Genomic DNA, 26,189 nt, shown 5'->3' with positions numbered 1-26,189 from the left:
TCGCGCAGCACCGGCATCGAGCCAGCCAATCAGCGCCTTCTAGCCGTCCACACCGGTCGGATTCAAGAGTTTCCCCGTCCGCCGGGATGACAATCGAAAGCCGCGCCGCCGCCTGCCGCGGGACAAACGACCACCCTCCCCGGCCGTCGCCCGAAGCGACGATCCGGAATCGCAGCCCGCCACCGCGGTGGACAGGCCAGGGTTGCAACATGACTTTCGATTTCCCCCGTGACCGACCATAGTAATGAAAGCCCGCGACAGCGGCAAAGCCTTTCGGCCGCCTCCGCCGGAAGGCTATCCCGCGGCCGGTCCGGCTCGGCGGAAAGGGTTACCAAGCCCGCTCTGACGGCTTTCCTGCGGCACCCACACCACATCTGGTATGAATATTTTGCGTCGGCCGCAATTTTGCCTGACGCCGCGCGTTATGACCGGTACAGTCAGGTTGCGTGGCTTTCACCGACGACGAGGTTCTCTTGCACCTTGTTTCGCCCATAGAGCACCTCCCCCGTCGGCCCGCACCGGCATGTCCGGACCCGGCACGCCATCCGGCCGCAGTGCCCGGCGAAGCACCCATCACCGCGCATCCATGCGACCGATCGAGCCTCCCCCCTGCGGGAGGCTTTTTTGTGCCCGGAAACCCTGTTCCAGGGTTTGGCTCCCCCCCCACCATTCGAGGAGATGCGACATGGCCAAGCGTTCGAGCAAAGGCATCGCTGCGGCGGACGACTCCACCGTCCACCCGCTTTTCCCCGGTATGAACGCCCCCGCCGCTTTCGGCTGGGACCCGCTCGGTGGGAACGAGGATCGCCGCGACCAGAGCTATCTCCGCAAGGTGAAGCCGCAGAACCCCAACCAGAAGCTTCTGATGGACGCCATCAAGACGCACAATCTGGTGGTGGCGCTGGGTCCGGCGGGCACCGGCAAGACCTACATCGCCATCTCGTCGGCGGTGGAGGCTCTGGAATCGGGCAGCGTCGACCGCATCGTCCTGTCCCGCCCGGCCATCGAGGCGGGAGAGAGCATCGGCTATCTGCCCGGCGACATGCATGAGAAGATGGCGCCCTTCCTGCGCCCGCTCTACGACGCGTTGACCGACCGGCTGGGGTCCAAGCGGCTGCGCACCATGATGGCCGACGGCACCATCGAGATCGCCCCGGTCGGCTTCATGCGCGGCCGCACCCTGAACAATGCCTTCGTGGTGATCGACGAGGCGCAGAACTGCACCTATGCCCAGATCAAGATGCTGCTGACCCGGCTGGGCTGGCATTCCACCATGGTGCTGACCGGCGACCCCGACCAGACCGACCTGCTGGACAACCTGTCCGGGCTGGCCGACATCGCCCGCCGGCTGGAGGCGGTGGAGGGAATCGCCGTCGCCCGCCTGACGGAAAAGGACATCGTCCGCCACCCGTTGGTCGCCAGCATGCTGACGGTCCTCTGATCCTCCGGGATCGTCCTGTGGTTGCGCGGGAGCTGCGGTCGCCGCATCTCCCGGCAGCCTGCAAGCCGGCCTTCGCCGGGCACACCCCACTATGGTTGCAATAATGACATTCCGTTGAACGAAACGTAAGATATACGAACATTAGCGCTTGACGAGCAGCCCCGATCCGGCAAAAAGTCCCGAAAATTTTATGGACATCGCCGTTTCGTTGCCGAAGGGGTTGCCGCCGTGACCGTTGCCTTGTTCGAACGCATCAGCATCAAGGGCAAGATCGCACTGATCCTGGCCGCGGCCGGCCTCGGGCTGGTTCTGATCGCCGCGGTCAGCCTGATGGGCCTGCGCGCCGAGATGATGGCCGATCGCCAGGACAAGACCCGCAACGTCGTCGAGGTCGCCCACAGCCTGATCGCCCATTTCGAGGCGCAGGAACGCGCCGGCACCCTCCCCCGTGCCGCGGCTCAGGCACAGGCGAAAATCGCTCTCAAGGCTCTGCGCCACGATGGCGACGAGTATTTCTTCATCACCGACCTCGCCCCGCGCATGATCATGCATCCGATCAAGCCGGAGCTGGACGGCACCGACGTGTCGCGCAACGCCGATCCCAACGGCAAGCTGCTGTTCCAGGAGTTCGTCCGGGTTGTGAAGGCCGACGGCGCCGGCTTCGTCGACTATCTCTGGCCCAAGCCGGGATCGGCGCAGCCGGTGGCGAAGCTGTCCTATGTCAAGGGTTTCACCCCCTGGGGCTGGCTGATCGGGTCGGGCATCTACATCGACGACGTCGACGTCGCCTTCCGCCAGGCCGCGCTGCGGCTGGCCGGGACGGGGCTGCTGATCGCGCTTGCCGCCGTGCTGCTCGCCCTGCTGGTCAGCCGCGCAATCGTCCGGCCGCTGGACGGGCTGGGCCGCGTCATGCAGGATCTGGCCGGCGGCAACAGCGCGGTCGCCGTGCCCGGCCTGGACCGCGGCGACGAGATCGGCGCGATGGCCCGCACGGTCGAGGTCTTCCGCGTCCAACAGATCGACCTCGCCCGCCATTGGGACCGGCAGAAGATCGAGCATCGCGTGACCGATCAGCGCGCCCAAGCGCTGAAACGGCTGACCGACCGCTTCGACGCCACCATCGCCGAGACGATCCGCACCGTCGGCAGCGCCGTCGGCACGCTGGAGACCACCGCCCGCGCCCTGTCGGCCACCGCCGACCGCAACCGGCGCGAGGCGACCTCCGTCGCCAGCGCCTCGCAGCAGGCCTCCAGCAGCGTGCAGACCGTCGCGTCGGCGGCGGAGCAGCTGACCGGCTCCATCGCCGTGATCGGCGAGCAGGTGGTGACCTCCTCGGCCATCTCCACCCAGGCGGTGGAGGCGTCGCAGAAGGCGGGCGAGCGGATCGACGGGCTGGGTCAGGCCGCCCGCAAGATCGGCGAGGTCGCCGACCTGATCGCCGGAATCGCCGGGCAGACCAACCTGCTGGCCCTGAACGCCACCATCGAGGCGGCGCGAGCGGGCGAGATGGGCAAGGGCTTCGCCGTGGTCGCCGGCGAGGTGAAGACGCTGGCCAACCAGACCGCCAAGGCCACCGAGGAGATTGCACGCCATATCGGCGACGTGCAGGAGGCGACGCGTGCCGCCGTCGTCGCGATCCACGAGATCGGCGCCATCGTCGCCCGCAGCGACGAGATCGGCACCTCCATCGCCACCGCGGTCCAGCAGCAGGGCGCCGCCACCGGCGAGATCGCCCGCAGCGCCGGCGAGGCGGCGGAGGGCACCCGGCAGGTCTCCACCAGCATCGACGCGGTGTCCGACGCGGCCCTGGAGACCGAACGGTCGGCCGACGCCCTGCTGGAGGCCGCCGGTGGTCTGTCACGGCAGGCACAGGGGCTGCGCGGCATGGTCGATGCCTTCCTGGTCAATGTCGGGGCGATCAACTCCGCGCCGCTCACCGCCCTGCATGACGCGCCTTCGGAAGGGTCGGAGCTGTTCATGCCCTGGACGGAAGGCCTTGCGGTGGGTGAGGAGGCGATCGACACGGACCACATGATCCTGATCGCGCTGATGAACGAGGCGGCCGCTCTCGCACAGCAGGCCAAGGCCGGACCGGCGGGGCGGGAGGGCGGCAATCGCCGGGCATTGGGCGACGCCGTCGGCCGGCTGCTGGCCTACACCGTCCTGCATTTCGAGCAGGAGGAACGACTGATGGACCAGTGCGGCTATCCCGGCACCACGGCCCACAAGGCCCAGCACGAGGCGCTGCGCACCCGTGCCGGCGAATTGCGCCGCCGTCTGGATGCCGGCGACTCCGTGGCGGACGAACTGCTGGCGCTGCTGCGCGAATGGCTGTTCGAACATATCCAGCGCGCCGACAAGCGGATCGGCGAGCATCTGGCGGCAACCGGCCGCGGCATGGAGGCGAAGGCGGCGACGGCGGTGGCGGCGAAGGCGGCCTGACCGGAGCATCGGCTGCGCAATGGCGCCGCGCCCCCTTGACCTCGCCCCTTGACCTCGCCCCTTGACCTGGGTCGCGGACGGCCCCATTCCTGACGGACCATGAAGACACGTCTCCTGCGCATCGCCGCCGCCTCCGTCCTCGCCATCGCCGTGTCCGCCGGTATCGCCTGGTGGCAGGTGCGCAACGCCGCCACCACGGTGGAAAGCGGAACGAAGTCCGCAGTGCCGATCGGCGGTCCCTTCACGCTGACCGATCAAACCGGCAAGTCGATCACCGACGCCGATTTCCGCGGCAAGTATATGCTGATCTATTTCGGCTATACCTATTGCCCGGACGTCTGCCCGACCGAACTTGGGGTGATGACCCAGGCGCTCGACCAGTTGGGGCCGAAATCGGAGCAGGTCCAGCCGATTTTCATCACGATCGACCCGGACCGCGACACTGTGGCGCACATGAAGGACTATGTGAGCCTGTTCCACCCCCGGCTGGTCGGCCTGACCGGCACGCCGGAGCAGGTGCGGGAGGCGGCGCGCGCCTATCGCGTCTATTATGCCAAAGCACCGCAAAAGGATGGAAAAGCCGATGACTACCTGATGGATCACTCCAGCTTTATTTACCTGATGGGGCCGGATGGGAAGTTCGTCGGGGTGTATCCCGGCGGCACCACCGCCGACAAGATCGCACAGGATCTGTCGCCCCGTATTGCGGGCTGAGTGGGGCGGACCGGCCCCGGACCGGGTGAAAAGCGGCGAAAAAGCCCTGAAAAGCGGTCATACCACCGGGTTTTTTCGCATGCTGGAGCGGGACAACGCGCCGCAGCGCGGCAAAATCCGCGAGTTTTCGGCTCTTTTCTTTATTTTTCAAAGGCTTACACCACAGGTTTTGCGACTTGACAGGGTAACGCCCCGCCCGTATGGTCTCGCCGCTTTCGCATGGCTGCGAGCCAAGAGTGATTGAGAGGCGGAATGAACAACAAATCGCCCCCCGATCCCTTGGATGACCTCGAAGCCCGGTTGCGCAAGGCGCGTGAGGGACAACGCGGCTGGTCGGGCGGACCCGGTAGCAAATACCACCGTCCGCCGCAGGGCGCTCTCGCCACCGCCTGGCGCATCGGGACCGAACTGGTCGCCGCCATGATCGTCGGCGTCGGCGGCGGGCTTCTGCTCGATCGCTGGCTCGGCACCGCGCCCTGGGGACTGATCGTCATGTTCTTCCTGGGGGCTGCGGCGGGAGTCCTGAACGTCTACCGGGCCGTCACAGGCTTCGGCATCGCCGCCGGCTACCGCCGGCCCACTGGGGACGACAACGAGCGCCAAGACGGCGACGCACACTGAGCGAGGACGACCTTGGATCCGCTGCACCAGTTCCAAATCAACCCGTTGTTCCAGATCGTGCTCGGCGGCTACGACGTGTCCTTCACGAACTCGGCCTTCTTCATGGTCGTGGCCGTGGCGGCGATCTACGCCCTGCTGGTCATGGGCGTGGCGAACAAGTCGATGGTTCCGGGCCGCCTGCAGTCGCTGGCCGAGATGTTCTACGAGTTCGTCGCGAACCTGGTGCGCGACAACGCCGGCCACGACGCCCGCCCCTATTTCCCGTTCGTGTTCTCGATCTTCATGTTCGTGCTGATCGGCAACATGATCGGCATGATCCCGTACACCTTCACCTTCACCAGCCACATCATCGTGACGTTCGCGCTGGCGGCAACGGTGTTCGTGTTCGTGACCATCCTGGCCCTGATGAAGCACGGCCTGCACTTCTTCTCCTTCTTCATGCCGCATGGCGCTCCGATCGCGCTCGCTCCGATCCTCATCCCGATCGAAGTGATCTCCTACGTGATGCGCCCCGTCAGCCTCTCGATCCGACTTTTCGCCAACATGATGGCGGGTCACACGATGCTGAAGGTCTTTGCCGGCTTCACGGTCATGATGATCAGCGGCATGGGCGCGCTGGGCTTCGTCACCGGCCTCGTCCCGCTGGCGATCAACGTCGCCCTGACCGGCTTCGAGTTCCTGGTGGCTTTCCTGCAAGCCTACGTCTTCTCGATCCTGACCTGCCTGTACATCCGCGACGCCCTGGAACTGCACTAAGCAGCGCCTGACGATCGCCGGACCCTAGTTCACCAACAGTTCCAACAAGTTCACCCTTACCTAGAGGAAGAGAGTACTATGGATCCTCAAGCCGCCAAGTTCATCGGTGCCGGTCTTGCCGTTATCGCCCTCGCCGGTGTCGGCCTGGGTATCGGCAACATCTTCTCGACGCTGATCGGCTCGATCGCCCGCAACCCGGCCGTCCAGCCGAAGGTCTTCCCGATCGGCATTCTGGGCTTCGCGCTGACGGAAGCCGTCGCGCTGTTCGCCCTGCTGATCGCCTTCCTGATCCTGTTCGCCTAAGGCCAGAGCGGCTTTTCAAAAAAACAGCTCTGACGCGGCGCCGGGCTTCCTGATCGGAGTTTCGGCGCCGCTCCTTTGCCTAGGGGGACCGATCATGCCGAACCTGTTGGCCAAAGGCCGGCTGGCCCGCTGGTCGGGAGTGGCGGGCGCTTCGCTCGCTACCCTCACCACGATGGCCGGCACCGTCCTGGCGGCCGCGGCGGAGCACGCTCCGGACGCGGCGCACGGCGGCGAGCACGCTTCCGGCGGCCTGCCGCAGCTCAATCCCGCCAATTTCCCGACCCAGATCTTCTGGCTGGCTCTGACCTTCGGCGTTCTCTACTACCTCATGTCCAAGAAGGCGCTTCCGCGCGTGGCCGAGGTACTGGAAGCGCGGCAGGAGCGCATCTCGCGCGACCTCGCCAAGGCCGCCCAGCTGAAGGAAGAGGCCGAGGCCATCCTGGCCCAGGTCGAGAAGTCCCTCGCCGGCGCCCGCAGCCAGGCCCAAGGCGTCATCGCCGAGGCCAGCGCCGAGATCGAGGCGAACAACCAGGCCCGTCAGGCCCAGCTGAACGCCGATATCTCCGAACGCCTGCGCAATGCCGAAGCCTCCATCGCCGCGGCGAAGGAACAGGCTCTGGCCAACATCCGCGCCGAGTCGACCGGCATCGTCCAGGACATCACCGGCCGTCTGGCCGGCGTCGAGGTCGATCAGGCCCAGGCGGATGCCGCCGTCGCGGCCGTGCTTGAGGAGCGCCGGGGATGAACGCACCTGAATTTTGGGTCTTCGTCGCCTTCGTCATCTTCGTGGCCCTGGTCTGGAAGAAGGCGTCGGCCGCCATCGGCACCATGCTGGATGGCCGCGCCGAGCGCATCCGCTCCGAGCTGGACGAGGCCGAGCGTCTCCACAAGGACGCACAGGCCCTGCTGAACGGCTACCAGAGCCGTCTGGCCGACGCCCAGAAGGAAGCGGAGGCCGTTCTGGCCCACGCCCGCGAGGAAGCCGCCCGCCTGCGCAGCCAGGCCGGCAGCGACCTCGAAGCGTCGCTGAAGCGTCGCGAGGCGCAGGCCATGGACCGCATCGCCCAGGCGGAAGCCGCGGCGCTGGCCGAGGTCCGCAACCTGACGGTCGACATCGCCATCGGCGCCAGCAAGCGCGTCCTGTCCGGCGGCCTGCCCGCCGCCCAGGCCGACAAGCTGATCGAGCAGTCGATCAGCGAACTGCCGAAGCATCTGCACTGATCGTTCCCCCGATCGATCAGCCGGGTTCCGCGGCGATGATTGTTGCGGCGTGAACAACGGACTTTGGAAAAACCCCGGCCTATGCGCCGGGGTTTTCCTTTGCTGGAATGGAAAGGTCGCCAGCCTTCCTCTGCCCTCCCCTATCGCCCGGCCGGAGTTCCGTTCACCGATGTCCGAAATCACCCCGCTCCCTGCCCCGCTCCCTTCCGTATTCGTCTCCCACGGCGCCCCCACGCTGATCCTGGAGACCAGCGCCGGGCGCGACTTCCTTGCCGGGCTGGGCCGCAGGCTTGGACGGCCGAGCGCGATCCTCGCGGTTTCGGCCCATTGGACCACTGAGGTGCCGGCGGTCAGCGGAGCGGCGGCGCCGGAAACCATCCATGACTTCTACGGTTTTCCCGATGCGCTCTACCGCATGCGCTACCCGGCACCGGGCGCTCCGGCGCTGGCGGGGCGGGTGGCGGACCTGGCCGGAGCCGTCGTCGATCCGTCGCAGGGGCTGGATCACGGCGCCTGGGTCCCGCTGATGCTGATGTATCCGGAGGCCGACATCCCGGTGGCGCAGCTGTCGGTGATGCCCGGCCGCAGCGCCGCCGATCACATCGCGCTCGGCCGGGCGCTCGAACCCCTGCGGCGGGACGGCGTGCTGATCCTCGCCAGCGGCGGCGCCGTGCACAACCTGCGGGAGTTCCGCTTCGGCGGCACCAGCGCCGCCCCCTGGGCGACCGGCTTCGCCGGCTGGCTGGACCGGACGCTGGAGGCCGGCGATGCCGATGCGCTCGGCAACTGGCTCGACGCCTGCCCGGACGCCCGCCGCGCCCACCCGACGGACGAGCATTTCCTGCCGCTGCCGGTGGCGCTCGGCGCCGCCGGTCCTCGGCCGAGGACCGAGCGGCTGCATGCCGGCTTCGAACATGGCAGCCTGGGCATGCACGCCTATGCGTTCACCGCCGCCGACACGGATGCCGCCAGGGACGCCGGTTCCACCTGATCTTTGGCGGTACTCCGTCGCACACTTGTCTGTTTGCCTGAGGGGATAGCCAAGCTACAATCCGCGCCGCGCGGCGACCGGCCGCTCATTGGTTGTGGCCGGTCGGACGCGGGAATCGTCAGGCACAGCGCGAGCGGGAGTCGGTGTGAAGCGGAACGGCATTCTGTCCCGGAGCGGCCGCCGGACCCGATTCCGCGACATGACCGTGTCGGCGCGGGTGGGCGCGGGCTTCGGCATCGCGCTTGGGCTGGTGGTCCTGCTGGCCCTGGTCGGGCTCGGCTGGTTCTACGCGGTGTCGCGCGACATCGGCGCCTTCTCCGGCCGCGCCGACCTGTCCCAGGTGGCGGCCGACGCCGACGTCAGCCTGCGCGACCTGGAGGTCGCGGTGCGCGACCATCTGACCTATGGCGACGACCAGAGCCTCCTCGACGCCTCCTGGCGGCACGACACGCTGCGCGAGCGGCTCGATGCGCTGGCCAAGGGCGTGGTGGAGACGGCCGACCGGCAGGCGGTGGACAAGGCCCATGCATCGCTGGAGGATTATTGGGCGGCGGTGCAGAAGCTGATCGCCCTGCGCGGCGAGCGCAACGGCCAGATGACCGGCGTGCTGGAGCCTCTGGTCGCCGAGACCCGCCAGAAGCTGAACCAACTCAAGAATGCCGGCGGTGTCGATTCGACTGCGCTCGCCAGCGACGCCGCCATCGCCACCCTGCTGATGCAGGAACATCTGACTCGCTATATCGACCGTCGCGATCCGCAGGACGCCGAGGCGATGCGCGCCCAGCTGGCCGTCGCCCGCGACCGTCTGGCCGAGATGAACCGCTATTTGTGGGTTCCCGGCACCAAGCAGGCCATCGACGAGGTGACCGCCCTGCTGGCGAAGGCGGGTGGCGTGCTGACGGCGATCGAATCGTCGGTGGTCGAGGAGGACAATCTGCGCGCCGAGGCGATGGCCGCCAACGCCGCCGGCATCGCCGCCAACCTGGGCGAGATCCGGCGGCGGGCGGAGGCTGGGACCCAGGCCCTGCGCGGCACGCTGGGCAACGGCCTGTCCGGCTACACCAACGTCGCGCTGTGGATCGGCGGCCTGATCCTGCTCGCTGGGCTCGTCGCGCTGTGGCTGGTCCAGCGCAGCGTCGCGGTTCCGGTGAGGACGATGGCGAACGCGGTGACGGCGCTGGCCGCCGGCCGCACCGACATCACCCTGCCGGCGCTGACCGGCCAGGACGAGATCGCCGCCATGGCCCGCGCGGTGGAAGCGCTGCGCGGCAACGCCGAGGACACCGATCGCGAGCGTCGCGAGGCGGAGGTCGAACACACCCGCCTGCTGCGCGAAAAGGCGATGGCCGAGGCCGCCAGCCGGGCCAAGAGCGACTTCCTTGTCAATATGGGCCACGAACTGCACGGGCCGCTGACCGAGATCGTCAATGCCAGCCAGACGCTGATGACCGACCTGCACCGGCTGGGTGTCGACGAACTGGCGACCGACGTCGAGCATATCCAGTGGACCGGCGAGCAGCTGACCACCCTTGTCGACGCCATCCTGGATTACGCCAAGGTCGAGGCCGGGGCGATGGACGTCTGCCTGCAGGATTTCGACATCAACCGGCTGCTGACCGAGGCGCGCGAGCGCTCCATGCCCGCCGCCGACCTCTACGGCAACGCGCTGGACCTGTCGGCGCCGGCCGGGCTGGGCCAGATGCATTCCGACTTCACCAAGGTGCGGCAGACCCTGCTGAACCTGCTGGACAATGCCTGCAAGTTCACCCAGGACGGGACGGTGACCCTGGCGGCGGAGAAGGTGGAGCGCGACGGCGCCCGCTGGTACCGCTTCACGGTCGCCGATACCGGACGCGGCTTCCCCACCGCCCAGACCGGACGGCTGTTCCAGCCCTTCGTCCAGGGCGCCGGCAACGGTGCGGTGGCGACCCGCGGCCAGGGCAAGCCGCGCGGCGCCGGGCTGGGGCTGACGCTGGTCGGGCACTACACCGCCATGCTGGGCGGCGACATCGAGGTGGCGAGCGAGCCCGGCCAGGGCACCCGCATCACCATCGCCCTGCCCGCCGTCTATGAACCGCCGGCGGAAGAGCGCCCCCTGCAGGTGGAGGCGGTCGGCAACGCCAAGCCGCTGCTGCGCGTCGCCAGCCTCAAGCCGGCCGGTCATCTCGCCACCAGCACCTCGATGACGCAGATCGGGCCGTAACGCCTGCCGGTCAATAGCGCGGGCGTGCGGTGTCTTCCGGCGCGTCGCCGTCGTCGATCGGCTGGCCGTATTTCATCCGACGCATCTTTTCCGCCACCCGCGCGATCTCGTCGGCCGGCAGGACCACCGGTTCACCGAACTGCTGGGCGTAGAGATACTGGCGGGCCAGGGTCTCCACCTCGACCGCCAGCGACAGGGCGGACTGTACAGTGGTGCCCAGCACGATCATGCCGTGATTGGCCAGCAGACAGGCCAGCCGCCCCTCCAGTGCCGCGAGGGCGTGATCGGACAGCTCCTGCGTGCCGAAGGTGGCGTAGGGGGCACAGCGGATCGAATCCCCGCCGGCCAGCGCCACCATGTAATGGAAGGACGGGATGCCGCGGCCATGCACAGCCAGCGCGGTGGCGAAGGTCGGGTGGGCGTGAAGGACGACCGTCACGTCCGGCCGCGCCCGCAGGATGTCGCGGTGGATGCGCCATTCCGACGAGGGACGGCGGTTGCCGAGATAGGTGCCGTCGAAGCCCATCTCGACGATGTCAGCCGGAGTCATGGCGTCATAGGCCATGCTGGTCGGCGTGACGAGAAAGCCGCGGTCGATCCGGTGCGACAGGTTCCCCGACATGCCCTGATTGACGCCCAGCCGGTTCATGGCGAGGCAACCGTCGATCACGGCCTGACGTTCGGCAAGGTGGCTGGTCATGGCGGGCGCATCCGGGGTGGTGGCTAACCCCCACCCTAACCCTCCCCCGCTGGGCGGGGGAGGGGAGAAATGCTGTTGAAGGAACGCCTTCCCTACTCCGCCGGCGACCCGTGATGCCCGTGCCGCACCTTCTCGCCGGTGACCTCCTCGACCCACAGCGAGTGGTGCTCGCGCGCCCATTGCAGTTCGACCTGACCGTCGCCCATGGCGGCGAAGGCACCCTCCATGCCGATGGAGCCGATGTAGATGTGCGCCAGGATGATGGCGATCATGATGACGGCAATGGCGGCGTGGGCCAGTTGGTAGAGCTGTAGTTCCTCCAGCGTGGCGAAGCTGAAGGGGAAGACCAGCTGAACGCCGGTGAAGCCGAGCGCAGCACCGCCGACCACGGTGGCCCAGAAGATGACCTTCTGGCCGCCGTTGAACTTGTGTGCCGGCGGGTGGACGCCCTTGGAGAACAGGCCGCCCGCCTTCAGGAACCAGGTCAGGTCATGGCGCGACGGGATGTTGTGCCCGACCCACATCACGAAGATCAGCGCCACGCCCAGGATGAAGGCGAAGCCGAGGAAATTGTGCGCCAGCTTGCCGTAGTGGGACAGGGCAGCGAATGGCTCGGGCCCGATCAGCGGCAGCAGCGTGTACCGGCCGTACAGCACATTCAGGCCGGAAATGGCGAGCACGACGAAGCTGCCGGCGGTCATCCAATGCACACCACGCTCGAAGGCGTTGAAGCGCTGGATGGTGCGGCCGGTCTTCTGACCGTCGATGCGGATGCGCCCGCGGACCAGGAAGAACAGCCCCAGCAGGGCCAGGATGCCACCGAGCACCCAGGAACCATACTGGCTGAGCGGGCCGTTGCGCACGGCGCGCCACGCCTCGCCTTCAGACTGGATCAGGACGCCGGCCTGCTTGTTGGGGATCGAGACGGTGCCCTGCTCCCCCAGGCGGATGCCGTGCCAGGTGTCGGCACGGCTCTGCCCCGGGATCTGGGTCGGCACCGGCGGAGCGTCGCGGTCGATCTGCTGCTCCGCCACCGGCCCGCCGACGCGGACGCTGGACTGGGCGGCTGCCGGCAGCGTGACGCCGCCGGCGAAACCGATCCCGAGCAGCAGAGCAGCAACAGCCGACTTCATGCGATGACCTTCCATCGGACGCTCCCTATCGCACAGCCTGATAGGCGGCGCGCTGTTGCAGCGCCCGCACCTGCTCGGCGGTCAACGGCGTGTCGGCCGCACCCTGGTAGACGCCCTTGTCGAGATGGACCGGGCGCGGCGCCCCGTCCTCCTGGCAACCGGCCAGCAGGACAGCGGCGCCGAACGCCAGCAGGACGAGGCGCGTCACCGTCACAGCCCCTGCTTCTGCACAGGCAGGCCGCCGGTCGGACCGCCGGTGCCCTGGAACAGGGAGCCGCCGGGCTGGCCGCGCTCCTGACCCGACTTGGTCTGGTAGGCGGTGCCCCAGCCCCAGGCACCGGAACCGAAGCCGCGGGCGGCCACGCGCTCACGGTAGATATCCGACACCTTGTCGGCGTCACCGGCCAGCAGCGCCTTGGTCGAGCACATCTCGGCGCAGAGCGGCAGCTTGCCTTCGGCCAGACGGTTGCGGCCGTACTTCTTGAACTCCGCCTCCGAATTGTCGGCCTCCGGACCACCGGAGCAGAAGGTGCACTTGTCCATCTTGCCGCGGGTGCCGAAATTGCCGGCCTGCGGGTACTGCGGCGCGCCGAACGGGCAGGCGTAGAAGCAATAGCCGCAGCCGATGCACAGGTCCTTGTTGTGCAGGACCACGCCTTCGTCGGTCTGATAGAAGCAGTCGACCGGACAGACCGCCTTGCAGGGCGCGTCGGAGCAATGCATGCAGGCGACCGAGATGGTCCGCTCCCCCGGCCGGCCGTCGTTGATGGTCACGACGCGGCGGCGGTTGATGCCCCAGGGCACCTCGTTCTCGTTCTTGCAGGCGGTGACGCAGGCGTTGCACTCGATGCAGCGCTCGGCGTCGCACAGGAATTTCATCCGGGCCATGGTTCAAACTCCCGCGCGTCAGGCCGCCTGGATGCGGCAAAGGGTGGTCTTGGTTTCCTGCATCTGGGTCACCGAATCGTAGCCGTAGGTGGTCGCCGTGTTGGCCGCCTCGCCCAGCACGATCGGGTCGGCCCCGGCCGGGTATTTGGAGCGCAGATCCTGCCCCTGATACACGCCGCCGAAATGGAAGGGCATGAAGGCGACGCCGCGGCCGACCCGTTCGGTCACCATGGCCTTGACCTTCACCTTGCCCTTCTCCGGGCCTTCGACCCAGACCAGCTGGCCGTCCTTGACGCCGGCATTGTTGGCGTCGAACGGGTTGATCTCGACGAACATGTCCTGCTGCAGCTCGGCCAGCCAGGGGTTGGAGCGCGTCTCGTCGCCGCCGCCCTCATACTCGACCAGACGGCCGGAGGTGAGGATGATCGGATATTCCTTCGACACGTCGCGGTCCTGGATGGACTTGTAGAGCGTCGGCACGCGCCAGGACTTGGTGTCCTTGTAGGTCGGATAGCTGGCGACCAGATCGCGGCGCGGGGTGTAGAGCGGCTCGCGGTGGATCGGAACCGGGTCCGGGAAGTTCCAGGCGACGCAGCGCGCCTTGGCATTGCCGGGCGGGTTCAGGCCATGCTTGATCGCGACGCGCTGGATGCCGCCGGACAGGTCGGTGGTCCAGGACACGGCACCGATCTTTTCGCCGCCGATCTTCTGGATGACCGCCAGCTCCTCCGCCGTCAGGTCCTTGTCGAAGCCCAGCTTCTGGAGCATCGCCATGGTGACTTCCGGATAGCCGTCCTTGATCTCCGACCCTTCCGGATAGGAGCCCTCGGCCAGCAACGTCACGCCGTTGCGCTCGACGCCGAAGCGGGCGCGGAAGGCGCCACCGCCCTCGGCCACCGGCAGCGAGGTGTCGTAAAGGTTGGCGGAACCGGGATGCTTCATCTCCGGCGTGCCCCAGCACGGCCAGGGCAGGCCGAAGTAATCGCCGTCGCACGGACCGCCGACGGCGCGCAGCGTCGTCTTGTCGAAGGTGCCCTGATGCTGCATGTGCAGCTTCAGCCGCTCCGGCGACTGGCCGGTATAGCCGACCGACCACATGCCGCGGTTCCACTCGCGGGTGATGTCCTCGACCAGCGGCTCGTTGCCGTTGACCTTGATGTTCTTGCAGAGATCCGCCGCGAAGCCGAACTTCTTGGCGAAGAGATACATGATCTCGTGGTCGGTCTTGGCCTCGAACAGCGGCTCGACGATCTTGTCGCGCCACTGCACCGAGCGGTTGGACGCGGTGGCGGAGCCGGAGGTCTCGAACTGGGTCGCGGCCGGCAGCAGGTAGAAGTCGTTCTTGCGGTCGGGCAGCACCGCGGTCATCGTCGGATAGGGATCGACGACGACCAGCAGCTCCAGCTTCTCCATCGCCTTCTTCATGTCGGGCAGACGGACCTGGCTGTTCGGCGCGTGGCCCCAGAAGACCATGCCCTTGACCGGGTTCGGCTGGTCCAGGTTCTCCTTGGCTTCCAGCACGCCGTCGAACCAGCGCGACACCGGGATGCCGGTGCTCTCCATCAGCGCCTTGGAACCAAAGCGCTTCTGGATGTCGTCATAGGGGAGATCCCAGACGCGCGCCCAGTGGCGCCACGCGCCCTCGGCAAGGCCGTAATAGCCGGGCAGGCTGTCCGAGGTGACGCCGAAATCGGTCGCCCCCTGGACGTTGTCGTGGCCACGGAAGATGTTGGTGCCGCCACCCGACACGCCGACATTGCCCAGCGCCAGCTGCAGCACGCAATAGGCACGGGTGTTGTTGTTGCCGATGTGGTGCTGGGTCCCGCCCATGCACCAGACCAGCGTGCCCGGACGGTTGGAGGCCAGCGTGCGGGCGACGCGGTGCAGCTGCGAGCCCGGAACGCCGGTGACGCGCTCCACCTCTTCCGGCGTCCACTTGGCGACCTCGGCGCGGATGTCGTCGAAGCCGTAGACGCGCTTGGCGATGTAGTCCTTGTCCTCCCAGCCGTTCTGCAGAACGTGCCAGAGGATGCCCCAGATCAGCGCCACGTCGGTGCCGGGACGGAAGCGGATGTATTCGTTGGCGTGGGCGGCGGTGCGGGTGAAGCGCGGATCGGCGACGATCAGCGGGGCGGCGTTCTGCTCCTTCGCCTTCAGCACATGCATCATGGCGACGGGATGCGCCTCGGCGGCGTTGGAGCCGATGAAGAACAGCGCGCGCGACTTCTGGATGTCGTTGTAGCTGTTCGTCATGGCGCCGTAGCCCCAGACGTTCGCCACGCCGGCCACCGTGGTGGAGTGGCAGATTCGCGCCTGATGGTCGACGTTGTTGGTGCCCCACAGCGCCGCGAACTTGCGGAACAGATAAGCCTGCTCGTTGCTGTGCTTGGCAGAGCCGAGCCAGAACACCGAATCCGGGCCGGACTGCTCGCGGATCGACAGCAGCTTGGAGCCGACCTCCTCGATCGCCTGGTCCCAGCTGATGCGGGTCCACTTGCCGTCGACCATTTTCATCGGATAGCGCAGGCGGCGCTCGCCATGGGCGTGCTCGCGCACCGACGCGCCCTTGGCGCAGTGCGAACCGAGGTTGATCGGGCTGTCGAAACCGGGCTCCTGGCCGATCCAGACACCGTTCTGCACCTCGGCGACCACGGTGCAGCCGACCGAGCAATGGGTGCAGACCGTTTTGACCTGCTTCACCGGTGCCCCGGCGACGGCGGCGGCCGTGGCGGCGTCGGCCTTCTTCACCATCCCGAAGGGCATGGCCGATGCCAGCGCGGCACCGCCGGCGGCGATGCCGGAGGTGCGCAGGAAGGCGCGGCGGTCGACCGTAACGCCGGTGGCGGTCGCCAGCGTCTGGGTCAAGGTGCGGGCGAGATGGCGGCCGCCGGAGGTGGCCGAGCTTTTCTTGATGAGCATCGGGGCGTTCCTCTTAGAAGCGGCTGACTTCGTAGACCTTCCGGACATGGTCGGTCTCGCGGTAGCCCGTGGAGGTCGTCTCGGCCGGGGCGGCCTCGGCGGTTCCGCTCGTGGCGGTCACGCCGGCCGCGACGGCACCCAGCGCGCCGACGCCGAGGCCGGCGACGCGGAACAGGTCGCGCCGGGCGAGACCCTTTTCCGAGCCCTGAATGTCCGTGTTCTGCTTTGCTGCTTCGTCAGTGGCTTTGACCGCGTTCCGCGTCATGGCTTCGCTCCTCACCTTTACGCCGCAAGGTCGAAGGCGCGCGCCTCGACCGCCAGAAAACTCCGTCCGACCGCACCGACCGCCCGGTAGAAGCGGGCCGACGGCGAGGTCTCCAAATCCGCGAAGAACCGCCCGGCCCAGGAGCCGATGTGGCGGTCGAAAAAAGCCCGCTGCGCATCGAGGCCGGCGGTCCCGCCATCCTCCGGCGCGAACTCACCGGCGATCAGGCCGGCCATCATCTCGCACAGGGCGGCGATGTGGTCCTCCGGCTCCGTCACGCCGTCGGCACGGGCGATGCCCAGCCGCGCCATGTCGACGCGCAGCTCCGCCAGCGGCTTCTCGTTCAGGAAGCCGGTCAGGTAGAAGGAGCCGTAGGGGGTGCGCTCGCTGCCGCCGACGCCGATGAAGAGGGTGGTGAACTCCTCCTCCACCGCCGCCGGGTCGCTGCCGCTCGCCGCGCCGGCCAATTGGTCGAGCGCGGCGCCGAAGTCGCCGCCCTCCCCGGCCAGCTCACTCAGCGCCGCCAAAAATGCCGCATCGGGCGCGCGCGCGAGAAGGCGCGCCAGCAGGGCATAGACCTGCGCGCGAAGCAGTTCCTCCTCCGCGACCGCGGGAGAAACGGTGTGATCGACGGCCTTGGACACGCGCCGCAAACTCCTCCCGGACACAAGACGGGTGCATCGGCGTTCACGGTCCCGCCGCGCGCCGTCCTTGGACCCAAGGTCCTGCACCCCCTTTTGATGCACCTGCGAAAAGCCGTTGCCTTACAGTGGCTTAGCGTTCAGCAGATGGATAATAGAAGGACTGAACCTGTTCTTTTGTCAACCAAGGACGCGCCCGAAAGTGGGGACAAATGAAACTTTATCTTGGCGCTATGTTCGCGCTGGCAGAGCGCCCCTGTGCTTTGAAGGGGTCCGAACTGGCGCGACGATCCGTCGCAATTTGAAAGTCGTTTTGCGAGGGGGAAAGGTCCCTCTCCCGCCCCGGGAGAGGGAAGGGACCCGCCGCGAAGCGGTGGGAAGGGTGAGGGTGGCGCAAGGATCAGGCAGGTTCAGGACTCTTGGACTGCCCCTCACCCTCCCCGCTTTGCGGGTCCCCTCCCTCTCCCGGGACGGGAGAGGGCTGCTCCGCCTCCCCCGCCACCTCGTCCAACGTGTCGAGGAAGCCCTTGCCGACGCGGTAGAGCGTCTTCACCGGCACCCCGCCGGTGAACAGGCTGGCGTAGTCGTCGGCGTAGTCCTTCAGACCGTCGTCGTTGGCATAGATCGGGTCGGAAGCCCACAGCTTGCGCAGCGCCTGGCGGTGCAGGTCCTCAGGCACCTCGGCACGCAGGAAGGGGGTGAAGTCCGACTCGCCGGTCAGTTCCTCGATCGGCGGGAGGTCCTTCAACGGGTCTTCGGGTTCCGCATCCGGCTGGGCGGAATCGACCGGCATATCGTTGGCAACGGCGACGGGAAGCTCCGCCGCCTCTTCGACCGGCGGCACCTCGACTGGCGCCGGCTCCGGCTTGACCGCCGTGCGTTTCAGACGCGACCAGCGCGACAGGAAGGCTTCGTCACTCACCGTTGCCGGTCCTCTTTCTCGAAATGGCGCTTGCGCTCGCGCTTGTGGAAAGGGACGTCGACATGATGCTGCTCGACGAAATCACGGACCAGCGCGATCACCTCCGCCGGCATCGGCACCGTCTCCACCACATCGGCGCCGACCTGATAGCCCTCTCCCTCATGGGCGGATGCGGTGACGGTAAAGGGCACCAGTTCCTCGCCATCCGTGCCGGGGCCGGCACCGGGGCGCATCACCACCCACAGGCACGGCGGATCCTGCGACAGGTTCAGGCGGTAACCTTCGGTGTCGGTGCGGAACAGTTCCAGCGTCAGGGTGGCGGCGTGGCTGTGCGTCCAGCCCTCCCCCTCCATCAGCACCCGGCCGGGCGGGTCGACCGGGCCGGCGCCGGGGATGACCGACACCGGACGCCAGCTCCAGTCGGCCCAGGCGGTGACGCCGCGGCGGCGCTCCACCACGATGCCCAGCGGCATGGTCTCGATGCGCTCAAGGGATTGGGTAACGGGCTTGTCCGTCATGACGCATGTCCCGCGGCCAGCAGGCGTTCCGCCTCGGCCAGATCCTCAGGCCGGTTGGTGTTGAAGAAGGGATCGACTGGATCGACGGCGAAGTCGGCGACGGCCAGCCGGTAGCGGGCGGTCCAGGCATCGACCTTGCGGACGCCCTCCTCCACCATGGCGCGGCGCAGGTCGCCGGCCAGACGGATCGGCCACAGGCCGAAGACCGGATGCTCCTGCCCGCCCGAGCGGGCACAGGCGAGGTCGGCGCCCTCATGTTCCAGCGCCGCCACCATGCGGGTGACGAGGTCGCGCGGGATGAAGGGCGCGTCGGTGGCGAAGCTGGCGACCCAGCCGATGCCGGGGGCCGTGCCGCGCATCCACTCCATGCCGGTCAGCACGCCGGCGAGCGGGCCGGCATAGCCCTCCACCACATCCGCCGCCACCGGCAGGTGGAGATCGGCGAAGCGGGCCGGATCGCCGTTGGCGTTCAGCACCAGCGGCCCGACCTGCGGCCGGACGGTGGCGACGATGCGTTCCAGGATGCTTCGGTCGCCCAGCGGGCGCAGGCACTTGTCGCCGCCGCCCATCCGGCGCGACAGCCCGCCGGCCAGCAGCACGCCGCCGATGTCGGGATGGCCAATCTCGCCTTTGACTGAATTAGTCGTCATCGCGGCTTCCCTTGCGTCCATGCCGACGATCCTCGTCGTCGGCTCCCGCGGCATCGGTGTCGAAGACCAGCCGGTCGGTGCCGGCCAGCGCGATGAAGCGCTTGCCCTTGGCCCGGCCGACCAGCGTCAGGTTGGCCTGCCGCGCCAGATGCACGCCCCAGGCGGTGAAGCCGGAGCGCGAGACCAGGATCGGAATGCCCATCTGCACCGTCTTGATGACCATCTCGGATGTCAGGCGGCCGGTGGTGTAGAAAATCTTGTCCGACGCTGAAATGCCGTTCAGGTGCATGTAGCCGGCGACCTTGTCCACCGCGTTGTGGCGGCCGACATCCTCCATATAGACCAGCGGCCGGTCGCCCTGGCACAGCACGCTGCCGTGGATGGCCCCGGCCTCCAGATACAGGCTGGGCTGCAGGTTGATCTGCTTGGACAGCGCGTAGATCCACGAGGTGTGGAGCCGGACGTCGGCCGGGAGCTTGACGGACTCGAAGGTCTCCATAACGTCGCCGAAGGCGGTGCCCTGGGCGCAGCCGGAGGTCAGCGTCTTCTTCTTCAGCTTGGATTCATAATCGGTCGCGCGCTCCGTGCGGACGACGACGGTGTCCGTCTCCTCGTCCACGTCGATGCCGGTGATGCGGTCGTCGCGCCGCAGCATGTTCTGGTTCAGCAGATAGCCGACGGCCAGACAGTCCGGATAATCGCCGATCGTCATCATGGTGACGATCTCCTGCCCGTTCAGGTACAGGGTCAGCGGCCGTTCGACCGTGACGGAGGTCTCGATCTCGCGGCCATCCTGGTCGAGGCCGCGGACGCGCTCGGTCAGCTTGGGGTTCGCCGGATCCGGCGCTATGGTGAAGGTCTTCAGGCTCATGGTCGGGCTCATGCGCGCGAGTGTGGGCGAGCGGCGTCCATCGGACAAGCCCTCGCCGGAATGATTTGAAAAGTGATTTGGACTGAATGCAGGATTTTTCCCAAGCCCTCGCCGTCGCTTTTTCCATGATCGTATCGATGGACGACGGGCTGATGCGGATCATCGGCCTGTCGCTGCGGGTCAGCCTGTCCGCCGTCGCCATCGCCACGCTGGTCGGCCTGCCGCTGGGCGCCGCCGTCGCCGCGTTGCGCTTTCCCGGCCGGCGCGCCGTCGCCATCACCTTGAACACGATGATGGGGCTGCCGCCGGTGGTGGTCGGGCTGGTGGTCTATCTGTTGCTGTCGCGCTCCGGCCCCTTCGGGGTGCTGGGGCTGCTGTTCACCCCGGCGGCGATGATCGTCGCCCAGACCGCGATGATCGTGCCAATCGTCGCCTCGCTCGCCCGCCAGACGGTGGAGGATCTGCTGGTCGAGTATGACGACCTGCTGCGCGTCACCGGCGCCGGGCCGATCCGCCGGCTGGCCACCCTGCTGTCGGAAGCGCGCTGGAGCCTCGTCACCACCGTGCTGGCCGGATTCGGGCGTGCGTCGGCGGAGGTCGGGGCGGTGATGATCGTCGGCGGCAACATCGAGCATGTCACCCGCGTCATGACCACCGCCATCGCGCTGGAGACCAGCAAGGGCGACCTGCCGATGGCGCTGGGGCTGGGCATGGTGCTGATGACCCTGTCGCTGGCGGTCAACCTTGCCGCGTCGCTGCTGAAGGAGGCGGGACACAGGCCGGCCTGATCCGGACGCCTGACCCCGAAATGGAAAAACCTGCCCAGGCCATTTGCAATGGCGTCGCGATGCGCTATGCCAGCGAGGCAACAACGCATGTGGGAGGAGTCGAGTGATGCTGCGCCGTTCATTCGTGCTGGGCTGTGCCGCCGCCGCGGCGCTGGCCGGTCTGGTCCAGACCGCCGGCCTGTCGCCGGCACTGGCCGCCGACCGCTTCATCACGGTGGCTTCCACCACTTCGACCGAGGATTCGGGCCTGTTCGGCTCCATCCTGCCGAAATTCAGCGCTAAGACGGGGATCGAGGTGCGGGTGGTCGCCAAGGGCACCGGTCAGGCCATCGACCTCGCCAAGCGCGGTGACGCCGACGTGCTGTTCGTCCACCACAAGCCGTCGGAGGACAAGTTCGTCGCCGAAGGCTTCGCCACCATGCGCAAGCCGGTGATGTACAATGATTTCGTCGTCGTCGGCCCCGCCAGCGACCCGGCCGGCGTCAAGGGCAGCAAGGACGTCGCCGCCTCCCTGTCGAAGATCGCCGAGGCCAAGGCCCCATTCGTGTCGCGCGGCGACGACAGCGGCACGAACAAGGCCGAACTCGCGCTGTGGAAGATCGCCAAGCTCGACCCCGCCAAGGCGGATGGCGGCTGGTACCGCTCCATCGGCCAGGGCATGGGTCCGACGCTGAACACCGCCGCCGCGATGAACGGCTATACCCTGACCGACCGCGGCACCTGGCTGAACTTCAAGAACCGCGGCCCGCTGACGGTTCTGGTGGAGGGCGACAAGCGCCTGTTCAACCAGTATGGCGTGATGCTGGTCAACCCGGCCAAGTTCCCCCACGTCAAGGCGGCCGACGGCCAAGCCTTCGTCGACTGGCTGGTCTCCGCCGAGGGCCAGAAGGCCATCGCCGACTACAAGATCAATGGCGAACAGCTGTTCTTCCCCAACGCCAACGAGCCGGGGGCGTAAGGAGCGTATACACTGCCGGCGGTCACATCCACAGGCCGCCGGCAGGTATCAGCAGTATGGGTTCCATGCGGCGCCAAGGGATGACCCGAACGATCTCGATTGCCGGCGCTTTCTGATAGATCACCGCGTACCAGCGTAAGGCCGTCCAAAAAAAGACGTCGTAGCCGGTTAGATCAGGACGGCGATGTCCCAGGCCGGGGCTGGCGGCAATCTTTTCGAAGGAGTCGTAGAGTAAGTCTAGAAGCCCGTCAGCCGCATCGGCGCCTTCTGCGCCTTCAATGAAGACATGGATCGCATCGAGATCGTCGACGGCCAATGGTGCCAGGGTGTAAAGGCCGCTCACAGCTTGTCCGAACCACCCTTTGCCTGACGGCGAGCGGCAACCCGCTCCTTCGACAGGCGCCGGGCCTCATCCGCGGGTATCCCCTCTCCCCGGTCCAACTGGCCGATGGCGTCGCCGATATCACGGTTCAGCCGCTCCAGCGCACGGTCGTTGGCGTCGTCGATGCGGAAATACAGACGCAGCGCCTCGCGCATCACCTCGCTGGCCGAACCATACAGCCCGCTTGCCACGCGCTCTTCAATGCGCCGTTCCAGTTCGGGGGTAAGGGATACATTCATCGTCCGCCTCCGGATAACCAACTATAGCAAAGCTTGTTATCGTGGCAATCAGTGACAACCCGGCCCCAATAAGATTCCCGTTCCCATCGCGCCGCATTCCCCCATATGAGTGTCCTCAGGCCAGGGGCGTCAGCCCCAAGCGACAGGAGTTTTGGGGACGATGAAGATCGGCGATCGGACGGTGCTCGTCTGCGATTGTGCGCACAGCATCGCGCTGGACGGGGCGGCGCTCGGCAAGGCATGCGGCGACGGCAGCGTTCCCATCGTGCATACCCAGCTGTGCCGGGCGCAGCTCGACCGATTCGAGGCGGCGGTCGCCGCCGGGCAGCCGCTGCTGGTCGCCTGCACCCAGGAAGCGCCGCTTTTCAGCGAAGTCGCGGCGGAGCTGGCGCCCGATATGTCCCTGACCTTCACCAACATCCGCGAGCGCGCCGGCTGGTCGGACGAGGGCGAACTGGCGCTGCCGAAGATCGCGGCATTGCTGGCCGAGGCCGCCCTGCCGATGCCGCCGACCGGCGCCCTGACCCTGACCTCTCAGGGCACCTGTCTGGTCTATGGCAACGACGAACGCGCCATCGAAGCCGGGCGGGAATTGGCCAAGCACCTGGACGTCACGGTCCTGCTGACCAGCGCGAAGGACATCGCGCCGCCGCCGGTGATGGACGTGGCGATCTTCCGCGGCCGCATCCGCGCCGCCCGCGGCTGGGTCGGCGCCTTCGAGATCGTGGTCGACGATTACGCTCCCGCCCTGCCCTCCTCGCGCGGGTCGCTGGGGTTCGAGCCGGCGCGGCAGGGGGCGTCGGCCCGCTGCGACCTGATCCTCGACCTGACCGGCGGCACGCCGCTGTTTCCCGATCACAAGCGCCGCGACGGCTACCTGCGCCCCGACCCCAACAGCCCGGCCCAGGTGGCCAAGGCGCTGCTGGAAATCACCGATCTGGTCGGCGAGTTCGAGAAGCCGCGCTTCGTCGACTTCAAGGCCGATCTCTGCGCCCATTCGCGCAGCCGCAAGACCGGCTGCACCCGCTGCCTGGACGTCTGCCCGACCGGGGCGATCACGCCGAACGGCGACCATGTCGCCATCGATCCGCATGTCTGCGCCGGCTGCGGGTCCTGCGCCGCAGTCTGCCCGACCGGGGCCGCGACCTATGCCCTGCCGCCGGCCGCCACCGTCTATGAGCGGCTGCGCACGCTGCTGGGCACCTACCGGAAGGCCGGCGGCGGCGCCCCCGCCCTGCTGATCCACGACCCGCGCCACGGCGACGCGCTGGTCGGCATGATGGCTCGGCATGGCCGCGGCCTGCCGGCCCGCGTGCTGCCCTTCGCGCTGAACGAGGTGACGCAGGTCGGCTTCGACCTGTTCGCGCTGGCGCTGGCCTATGGCTGTACCCATGTCCGCGTCCTGACCGGGCCGGAGAACGAGGGGGAAACCGCCGGCCTCGCCAATCAGATCGGGCTGGCGGAGGCCGCCTTCAGCGGGCTCGGCTACGGCTCCGGCCGGGTGGCGGTGATCGACGCCGCCGATCCCGACGCGGTGGCCGACGAGCTTTGGAGCCTGCCTGCCGATGCGGTCGAAGCGGGAATGTTCCTGCCGATGGGGCCGAAGCGCACGGTGACCATGCTGGCGCTGCGCCACCTGCACAAGGTGGCCCCCAGGTTGGAGCAGACGGCCCCGGTGGAGGTCCTGCCGCTGCCGCCGGGCGCGCCCTTCGGCCGGGTGGCGGTGGAGGTGGAAGGCTGTACGCTCTGCCTGTCCTGCGTCGGCGCCTGCCCGACCGGCGCGCTGCTGGACAATGCCGACAAGCCGATGCTGTCCTTCGCCCAGGACGCCTGCGTGCAGTGCGGCCTGTGCAAGACCACCTGCCCGGAGAAGGTCATCTCGCTGGTGCCGGAGATCGACTTCCGCGATCAGGCGCGCGGTGCCACGGTGGTGAAGGAGGAGGAGCCCTTCTGCTGCGTGTCCTGCGGCAAGCCCTTCGCCACGAAATCCTCGATCGAGAAGATCGTGACCACGTTGGCGGGCAAGCACTGGATGTTCGCGACGCCGGAGGCCGCCAACCGCATCCGCATGTGCGAGGACTGCCGCGTGCGCGACCAGTTCGAGCGTGGGAACGAACCCTTCTCCCTGGGCCGCCCGCCGGTGCCGCGCACCACCGACGACGACCTGCGCGAACGCGAGGAAGCCGAACGGGAAGCCCGGCTGGCGGAGGCGCGACAAAAGCTGATCTGACGCCGGTCCCTCTTGATCGCAGTCAAAGTCGGCATACCGTGATGTGGAATACGCTTCCGCGATCGTTGCACATCGTACGTGTGACGAACATATAATGCGGTGGCCCGTAATACGGCGGTCCATTTGGGGCCGCCCGTGGAGTACAGCGATGATCGATCCCGTGTCCGAAGCCCGGTCGCCAGCCAGCCTCGCCCCGCTCGTCGACCCGTTCGGCCGCAAGGTGGAGTATCTGCGCGTGTCGGTGACCGACCGCTGCGACCTTCGCTGCGTCTACTGCATGGCGGAGGACATGAGCTTCCTGCCGAAGGCGGAGGTACTGACGCTGGAGGAACTGGACCGGCTGTGCAGCGCCTTCGTGAAGCTGGGCACGCGCAAGCTGCGGCTGACCGGCGGCGAGCCGCTGGTGCGGCGCGACGTGATGCGGCTGATCCGCTCGCTGGGCCGCCACATCGAATCGGGCGACCTGGACGAGCTGACGCTGACCACCAACGGCACCATGCTGTTCAAGCACGCCGCCGGGCTGTTTGATGCCGGGGTGCGGCGGATCAATGTCTCGCTGGACACGCTCGACCCGCACAAGTTCCAGGCGATCACCCGCTGGGGCAAGCTGGACAAGATCCTGGGCGGCATCCAGGCGGCCAAGGACGCCGGGCTGAAGATCAAGATCAACACGGTGGCGCTGAAGGGCGTCAACGACGACGAAATCCACCGCATGGTGGCGTGGTGCGGCGAGGAAGGCTTCGACCTGACCTTCATCGAGGTGATGCCGATGGGCGACATCGGCGAAGGCGCCCGGCTCGACCAGTATTGGCCGCTGACCATGCTGAAGGCCGAGCTGCAGAAGCGCTGGACCCTGACCGAGAGCGACCACCGCACCGGCGGCCCGGCCCGCTATGTCCGGGTGGAGGAGACCGGCCAGCGCGTCGGCTTCATCACGCCGCTGACCCACAATTTCTGCGAAAGCTGCAACCGCGTGCGGCTGACCTGCACCGGCACGCTCTACATGTGCCTGGGCCAGGAGGACGCCGCCGACCTGCGCACGCCGCTGCGCGTCAGCGACGAGGACGGCCCGCTGGTCGACGCGGTGCGCGAGGCGATCACCCGCAAGCCCAAGGGCCACGACTTCATCATCGACCGCCGCCACCAGGGTCCGGCCGTCGGTCGGCATATGAGCGTGACGGGGGGGTGAGGGTTCGGGCAGCGTGAGGTCGCTGGCTTCGATGCCCCCTCCCTAACCCTCCCCCACCTTCGGTGGGAGAGGGGACTGCCGCCGTCCTTTGCTGAACTTTCGCAAAGCTCCTGCCCCCTCCACCGCGAAGCGGGGGAGGGATGGGGAGGGGGCATCACCCGCGAGAACTTCATCCCCCCACAACCAACCAAGAGCGAGCACCGC

27 protein-coding genes are annotated in these 26,189 nt (G+C 67.7%); 14 read left to right on the top strand and 13 right to left on the bottom strand.

Features of this window, described 5'->3' with window-relative positions:
• Nucleotides 1–685: 685 nt before the first annotated feature.
• From FZ029_RS05305 to FZ029_RS05255, 10 genes are all read left to right on the top strand, one after another.
• Nucleotides 686–1,441, top strand: a complete 756-nt coding sequence (locus FZ029_RS05305; protein WP_149197438.1) for a PhoH family protein — start codon at nucleotides 686–688, stop codon at nucleotides 1,439–1,441.
• 228 nt (nucleotides 1,442–1,669) lie between these two features.
• Nucleotides 1,670–3,883, top strand: coding sequence for a bacteriohemerythrin (locus FZ029_RS05300; protein ID WP_149268284.1), 2,214 nt, complete (start codon nucleotides 1,670–1,672; stop codon nucleotides 3,881–3,883).
• Nucleotides 3,884–3,982: 99 nt separating this feature from the next.
• Nucleotides 3,983–4,597, top strand: coding sequence for an SCO family protein (locus FZ029_RS05295; protein ID WP_149197440.1), 615 nt, complete (start codon nucleotides 3,983–3,985; stop codon nucleotides 4,595–4,597).
• A 252-nt stretch (nucleotides 4,598–4,849) separates the two neighbouring features.
• Nucleotides 4,850–5,218, top strand: coding sequence for an AtpZ/AtpI family protein (locus FZ029_RS05285; RefSeq protein WP_109154071.1), 369 nt, complete (start codon nucleotides 4,850–4,852; stop codon nucleotides 5,216–5,218).
• 12 nt (nucleotides 5,219–5,230) lie between these two features.
• Nucleotides 5,231–5,974 (top strand): F0F1 ATP synthase subunit A, encoded by a 744-nt coding sequence (locus FZ029_RS05280; protein ID WP_109154072.1) that lies wholly within the window; start codon nucleotides 5,231–5,233, stop codon nucleotides 5,972–5,974.
• A 78-nt stretch (nucleotides 5,975–6,052) separates the two neighbouring features.
• A complete protein-coding gene (locus FZ029_RS05275; protein ID WP_012973363.1) occupies nucleotides 6,053–6,277 on the top strand; it encodes an ATP synthase subunit C family protein in 225 nt (74 codons plus the stop codon).
• 94 nt (nucleotides 6,278–6,371) lie between these two features.
• Nucleotides 6,372–7,022, top strand: coding sequence for an ATPase (locus tag FZ029_RS05270; protein ID WP_109156034.1), 651 nt, complete (start codon nucleotides 6,372–6,374; stop codon nucleotides 7,020–7,022).
• Complete coding sequence (locus FZ029_RS05265) at nucleotides 7,019–7,498, top strand: F0F1 ATP synthase subunit B (RefSeq protein ID WP_149197441.1); 480 nt, start codon at nucleotides 7,019–7,021, stop codon at nucleotides 7,496–7,498. The genes FZ029_RS05270 and FZ029_RS05265 overlap by 4 nt, the downstream gene beginning before the upstream one ends.
• Nucleotides 7,499–7,667: 169 nt before the next feature.
• The gene (locus FZ029_RS05260; protein ID WP_149268282.1) at nucleotides 7,668–8,489 is read left to right on the top strand and encodes a class III extradiol ring-cleavage dioxygenase; all 822 of its coding nucleotides are present in this window, start codon (nucleotides 7,668–7,670) and stop codon (nucleotides 8,487–8,489) included.
• A 199-nt stretch (nucleotides 8,490–8,688) separates the two neighbouring features.
• On the top strand, nucleotides 8,689–10,692 hold the full coding sequence (locus tag FZ029_RS05255) for a HAMP domain-containing sensor histidine kinase (RefSeq protein WP_247892153.1): 2,004 nt from the start codon (nucleotides 8,689–8,691) through the stop codon (nucleotides 10,690–10,692).
• A gap of 10 nt (nucleotides 10,693–10,702) precedes the next feature.
• Here FZ029_RS05255 and FZ029_RS05250 read toward each other — a convergent pair whose 3' ends face one another.
• The 11 genes from FZ029_RS05250 to fdhD form a co-directional block, all read right to left on the bottom strand.
• A complete protein-coding gene (locus FZ029_RS05250) occupies nucleotides 10,703–11,392 on the bottom strand; it encodes a class II aldolase/adducin family protein (RefSeq protein WP_149268280.1) in 690 nt (229 codons plus the stop codon).
• 92 nt (nucleotides 11,393–11,484) lie between these two features.
• Nucleotides 11,485–12,525, bottom strand: coding sequence for a formate dehydrogenase subunit gamma (locus FZ029_RS05245; RefSeq protein ID WP_247892152.1), 1,041 nt, complete (start codon nucleotides 12,523–12,525; stop codon nucleotides 11,485–11,487).
• A 25-nt stretch (nucleotides 12,526–12,550) separates the two neighbouring features.
• Nucleotides 12,551–12,733: a hypothetical protein gene (locus FZ029_RS05240; protein WP_149268278.1), complete on the bottom strand. Its 183-nt coding sequence runs from the start codon at nucleotides 12,731–12,733 to the stop codon at nucleotides 12,551–12,553.
• A gap of 2 nt (nucleotides 12,734–12,735) precedes the next feature.
• Complete coding sequence (gene fdh3B / locus FZ029_RS05235) at nucleotides 12,736–13,413, bottom strand: formate dehydrogenase FDH3 subunit beta (RefSeq protein WP_149268277.1); 678 nt, start codon at nucleotides 13,411–13,413, stop codon at nucleotides 12,736–12,738.
• 18 nt (nucleotides 13,414–13,431) lie between these two features.
• A complete protein-coding gene (locus FZ029_RS05230) occupies nucleotides 13,432–16,332 on the bottom strand; it encodes a formate dehydrogenase subunit alpha (protein ID WP_149268276.1) in 2,901 nt (966 codons plus the stop codon).
• Between the two features lie 13 nt (nucleotides 16,333–16,345).
• On the bottom strand, nucleotides 16,346–16,597 hold the full coding sequence (locus FZ029_RS05225) for a formate dehydrogenase (RefSeq protein ID WP_247892151.1): 252 nt from the start codon (nucleotides 16,595–16,597) through the stop codon (nucleotides 16,346–16,348).
• Nucleotides 16,598–16,614: 17 nt separating this feature from the next.
• Nucleotides 16,615–17,241: a molecular chaperone TorD family protein gene (locus FZ029_RS05220; RefSeq protein ID WP_149268275.1), complete on the bottom strand. Its 627-nt coding sequence runs from the start codon at nucleotides 17,239–17,241 to the stop codon at nucleotides 16,615–16,617.
• Between the two features lie 397 nt (nucleotides 17,242–17,638).
• On the bottom strand, nucleotides 17,639–18,160 hold the full coding sequence (locus tag FZ029_RS05215; RefSeq protein WP_149268274.1) for a DUF3306 domain-containing protein: 522 nt from the start codon (nucleotides 18,158–18,160) through the stop codon (nucleotides 17,639–17,641).
• On the bottom strand, nucleotides 18,157–18,678 hold the full coding sequence (locus FZ029_RS05210; RefSeq protein ID WP_149268273.1) for a DUF3305 domain-containing protein: 522 nt from the start codon (nucleotides 18,676–18,678) through the stop codon (nucleotides 18,157–18,159). The genes FZ029_RS05215 and FZ029_RS05210 overlap by 4 nt, the downstream gene beginning before the upstream one ends.
• Nucleotides 18,675–19,328, bottom strand: a complete 654-nt coding sequence (gene mobA / locus FZ029_RS05205; RefSeq protein WP_149268272.1) for a molybdenum cofactor guanylyltransferase MobA — start codon at nucleotides 19,326–19,328, stop codon at nucleotides 18,675–18,677. The genes FZ029_RS05210 and mobA overlap by 4 nt, the downstream gene beginning before the upstream one ends.
• Entirely contained in the window at nucleotides 19,318–20,199 is an 882-nt protein-coding gene (gene fdhD, locus FZ029_RS05200; RefSeq protein WP_149268271.1) for a formate dehydrogenase accessory sulfurtransferase FdhD, read from the bottom strand. Before fdhD ends, mobA begins: the two co-directional genes overlap by 11 nt.
• An 86-nt stretch (nucleotides 20,200–20,285) precedes the next feature.
• On the opposite strand from fdhD, the gene FZ029_RS05195 reads away from it, so the two are divergent.
• Both FZ029_RS05195 and FZ029_RS05190 read left to right on the top strand, forming a co-directional pair.
• Entirely contained in the window at nucleotides 20,286–20,987 is a 702-nt protein-coding gene (locus tag FZ029_RS05195; RefSeq protein WP_149268270.1) for an ABC transporter permease, read from the top strand.
• Between the two features lie 106 nt (nucleotides 20,988–21,093).
• A complete protein-coding gene (locus FZ029_RS05190; protein ID WP_149268269.1) occupies nucleotides 21,094–21,945 on the top strand; it encodes a substrate-binding domain-containing protein in 852 nt (283 codons plus the stop codon).
• A gap of 22 nt (nucleotides 21,946–21,967) precedes the next feature.
• On the opposite strand, the gene FZ029_RS05185 is transcribed toward FZ029_RS05190, so the two are convergent.
• Both FZ029_RS05185 and FZ029_RS05180 read right to left on the bottom strand, forming a co-directional pair.
• Nucleotides 21,968–22,288 (bottom strand): type II toxin-antitoxin system RelE/ParE family toxin, encoded by a 321-nt coding sequence (locus tag FZ029_RS05185; protein WP_149268268.1) that lies wholly within the window; start codon nucleotides 22,286–22,288, stop codon nucleotides 21,968–21,970.
• Nucleotides 22,285–22,566: a type II toxin-antitoxin system ParD family antitoxin gene (locus tag FZ029_RS05180; protein WP_149268267.1), complete on the bottom strand. Its 282-nt coding sequence runs from the start codon at nucleotides 22,564–22,566 to the stop codon at nucleotides 22,285–22,287. The genes FZ029_RS05185 and FZ029_RS05180 overlap by 4 nt, the downstream gene beginning before the upstream one ends.
• A gap of 160 nt (nucleotides 22,567–22,726) precedes the next feature.
• Between FZ029_RS05180 and FZ029_RS05175 the strand changes: the two genes are divergently transcribed.
• Together FZ029_RS05175 and moaA are read left to right on the top strand one after the other, a co-directional pair.
• Nucleotides 22,727–24,796, top strand: a complete 2,070-nt coding sequence (locus tag FZ029_RS05175) for a 4Fe-4S dicluster domain-containing protein (RefSeq protein WP_149268266.1) — start codon at nucleotides 22,727–22,729, stop codon at nucleotides 24,794–24,796.
• 148 nt (nucleotides 24,797–24,944) lie between these two features.
• Nucleotides 24,945–25,985: a GTP 3',8-cyclase MoaA gene (moaA, locus tag FZ029_RS05170; RefSeq protein ID WP_149268265.1), complete on the top strand. Its 1,041-nt coding sequence runs from the start codon at nucleotides 24,945–24,947 to the stop codon at nucleotides 25,983–25,985.
• Nucleotides 25,986–26,189: the final 204 nt, after the last annotated feature.

The organism is Azospirillum sp. Sh1, assembly GCF_008365135.1.
Lineage (GTDB): Bacteria > Pseudomonadota > Alphaproteobacteria > Azospirillales > Azospirillaceae > Azospirillum > Azospirillum oryzae.
The sequence above is the reverse complement of the archived record's forward strand: the minus strand, read 5'-3'. Positions and strand labels throughout refer to the sequence as shown.

Bases quoted from the DNA above. Each gene is read 5' to 3' on its own strand.
- FZ029_RS05245 (WP_247892152.1), bottom strand. From the start codon at position 12,525: ATGAAGTCGGCTGTTGCTGCTCTGCTGCTCGGGATCGGTTTCGCCGGC.
- FZ029_RS05265 (WP_149197441.1), top strand. From the start codon at position 7,019: ATGAACGCACCTGAATTTTGGGTCTTCGTCGCCTTCGTCATCTTCGTG.
- FZ029_RS05255 (WP_247892153.1), top strand. From the start codon at position 8,689: ATGACCGTGTCGGCGCGGGTGGGCGCGGGCTTCGGCATCGCGCTTGGG.
- FZ029_RS05250 (WP_149268280.1), bottom strand. From the start codon at position 11,392: ATGACCAGCCACCTTGCCGAACGTCAGGCCGTGATCGACGGTTGCCTC.
- FZ029_RS05190 (WP_149268269.1), top strand. From the start codon at position 21,094: ATGCTGCGCCGTTCATTCGTGCTGGGCTGTGCCGCCGCCGCGGCGCTG.
- FZ029_RS05260 (WP_149268282.1), top strand. From the start codon at position 7,668: ATGTCCGAAATCACCCCGCTCCCTGCCCCGCTCCCTTCCGTATTCGTC.
- fdh3B (WP_149268277.1), bottom strand. From the start codon at position 13,413: ATGGCCCGGATGAAATTCCTGTGCGACGCCGAGCGCTGCATCGAGTGC.
- FZ029_RS05175 (WP_149268266.1), top strand. From the start codon at position 22,727: ATGAAGATCGGCGATCGGACGGTGCTCGTCTGCGATTGTGCGCACAGC.
- FZ029_RS05270 (WP_109156034.1), top strand. From the start codon at position 6,372: ATGCCGAACCTGTTGGCCAAAGGCCGGCTGGCCCGCTGGTCGGGAGTG.
- FZ029_RS05225 (WP_247892151.1), bottom strand. From the start codon at position 16,597: ATGACGCGGAACGCGGTCAAAGCCACTGACGAAGCAGCAAAGCAGAAC.
- FZ029_RS05285 (WP_109154071.1), top strand. From the start codon at position 4,850: ATGAACAACAAATCGCCCCCCGATCCCTTGGATGACCTCGAAGCCCGG.
- fdhD (WP_149268271.1), bottom strand. From the start codon at position 20,199: ATGAGCCTGAAGACCTTCACCATAGCGCCGGATCCGGCGAACCCCAAG.
- FZ029_RS05210 (WP_149268273.1), bottom strand. From the start codon at position 18,678: ATGACGGACAAGCCCGTTACCCAATCCCTTGAGCGCATCGAGACCATG.
- FZ029_RS05305 (WP_149197438.1), top strand. From the start codon at position 686: ATGGCCAAGCGTTCGAGCAAAGGCATCGCTGCGGCGGACGACTCCACC.
- FZ029_RS05180 (WP_149268267.1), bottom strand. From the start codon at position 22,566: ATGAATGTATCCCTTACCCCCGAACTGGAACGGCGCATTGAAGAGCGC.
- FZ029_RS05275 (WP_012973363.1), top strand. From the start codon at position 6,053: ATGGATCCTCAAGCCGCCAAGTTCATCGGTGCCGGTCTTGCCGTTATC.
- moaA (WP_149268265.1), top strand. From the start codon at position 24,945: ATGATCGATCCCGTGTCCGAAGCCCGGTCGCCAGCCAGCCTCGCCCCG.
- mobA (WP_149268272.1), bottom strand. From the start codon at position 19,328: ATGACGACTAATTCAGTCAAAGGCGAGATTGGCCATCCCGACATCGGC.
- FZ029_RS05295 (WP_149197440.1), top strand. From the start codon at position 3,983: ATGAAGACACGTCTCCTGCGCATCGCCGCCGCCTCCGTCCTCGCCATC.
- FZ029_RS05195 (WP_149268270.1), top strand. From the start codon at position 20,286: ATGCAGGATTTTTCCCAAGCCCTCGCCGTCGCTTTTTCCATGATCGTA.
- FZ029_RS05230 (WP_149268276.1), bottom strand. From the start codon at position 16,332: ATGCTCATCAAGAAAAGCTCGGCCACCTCCGGCGGCCGCCATCTCGCC.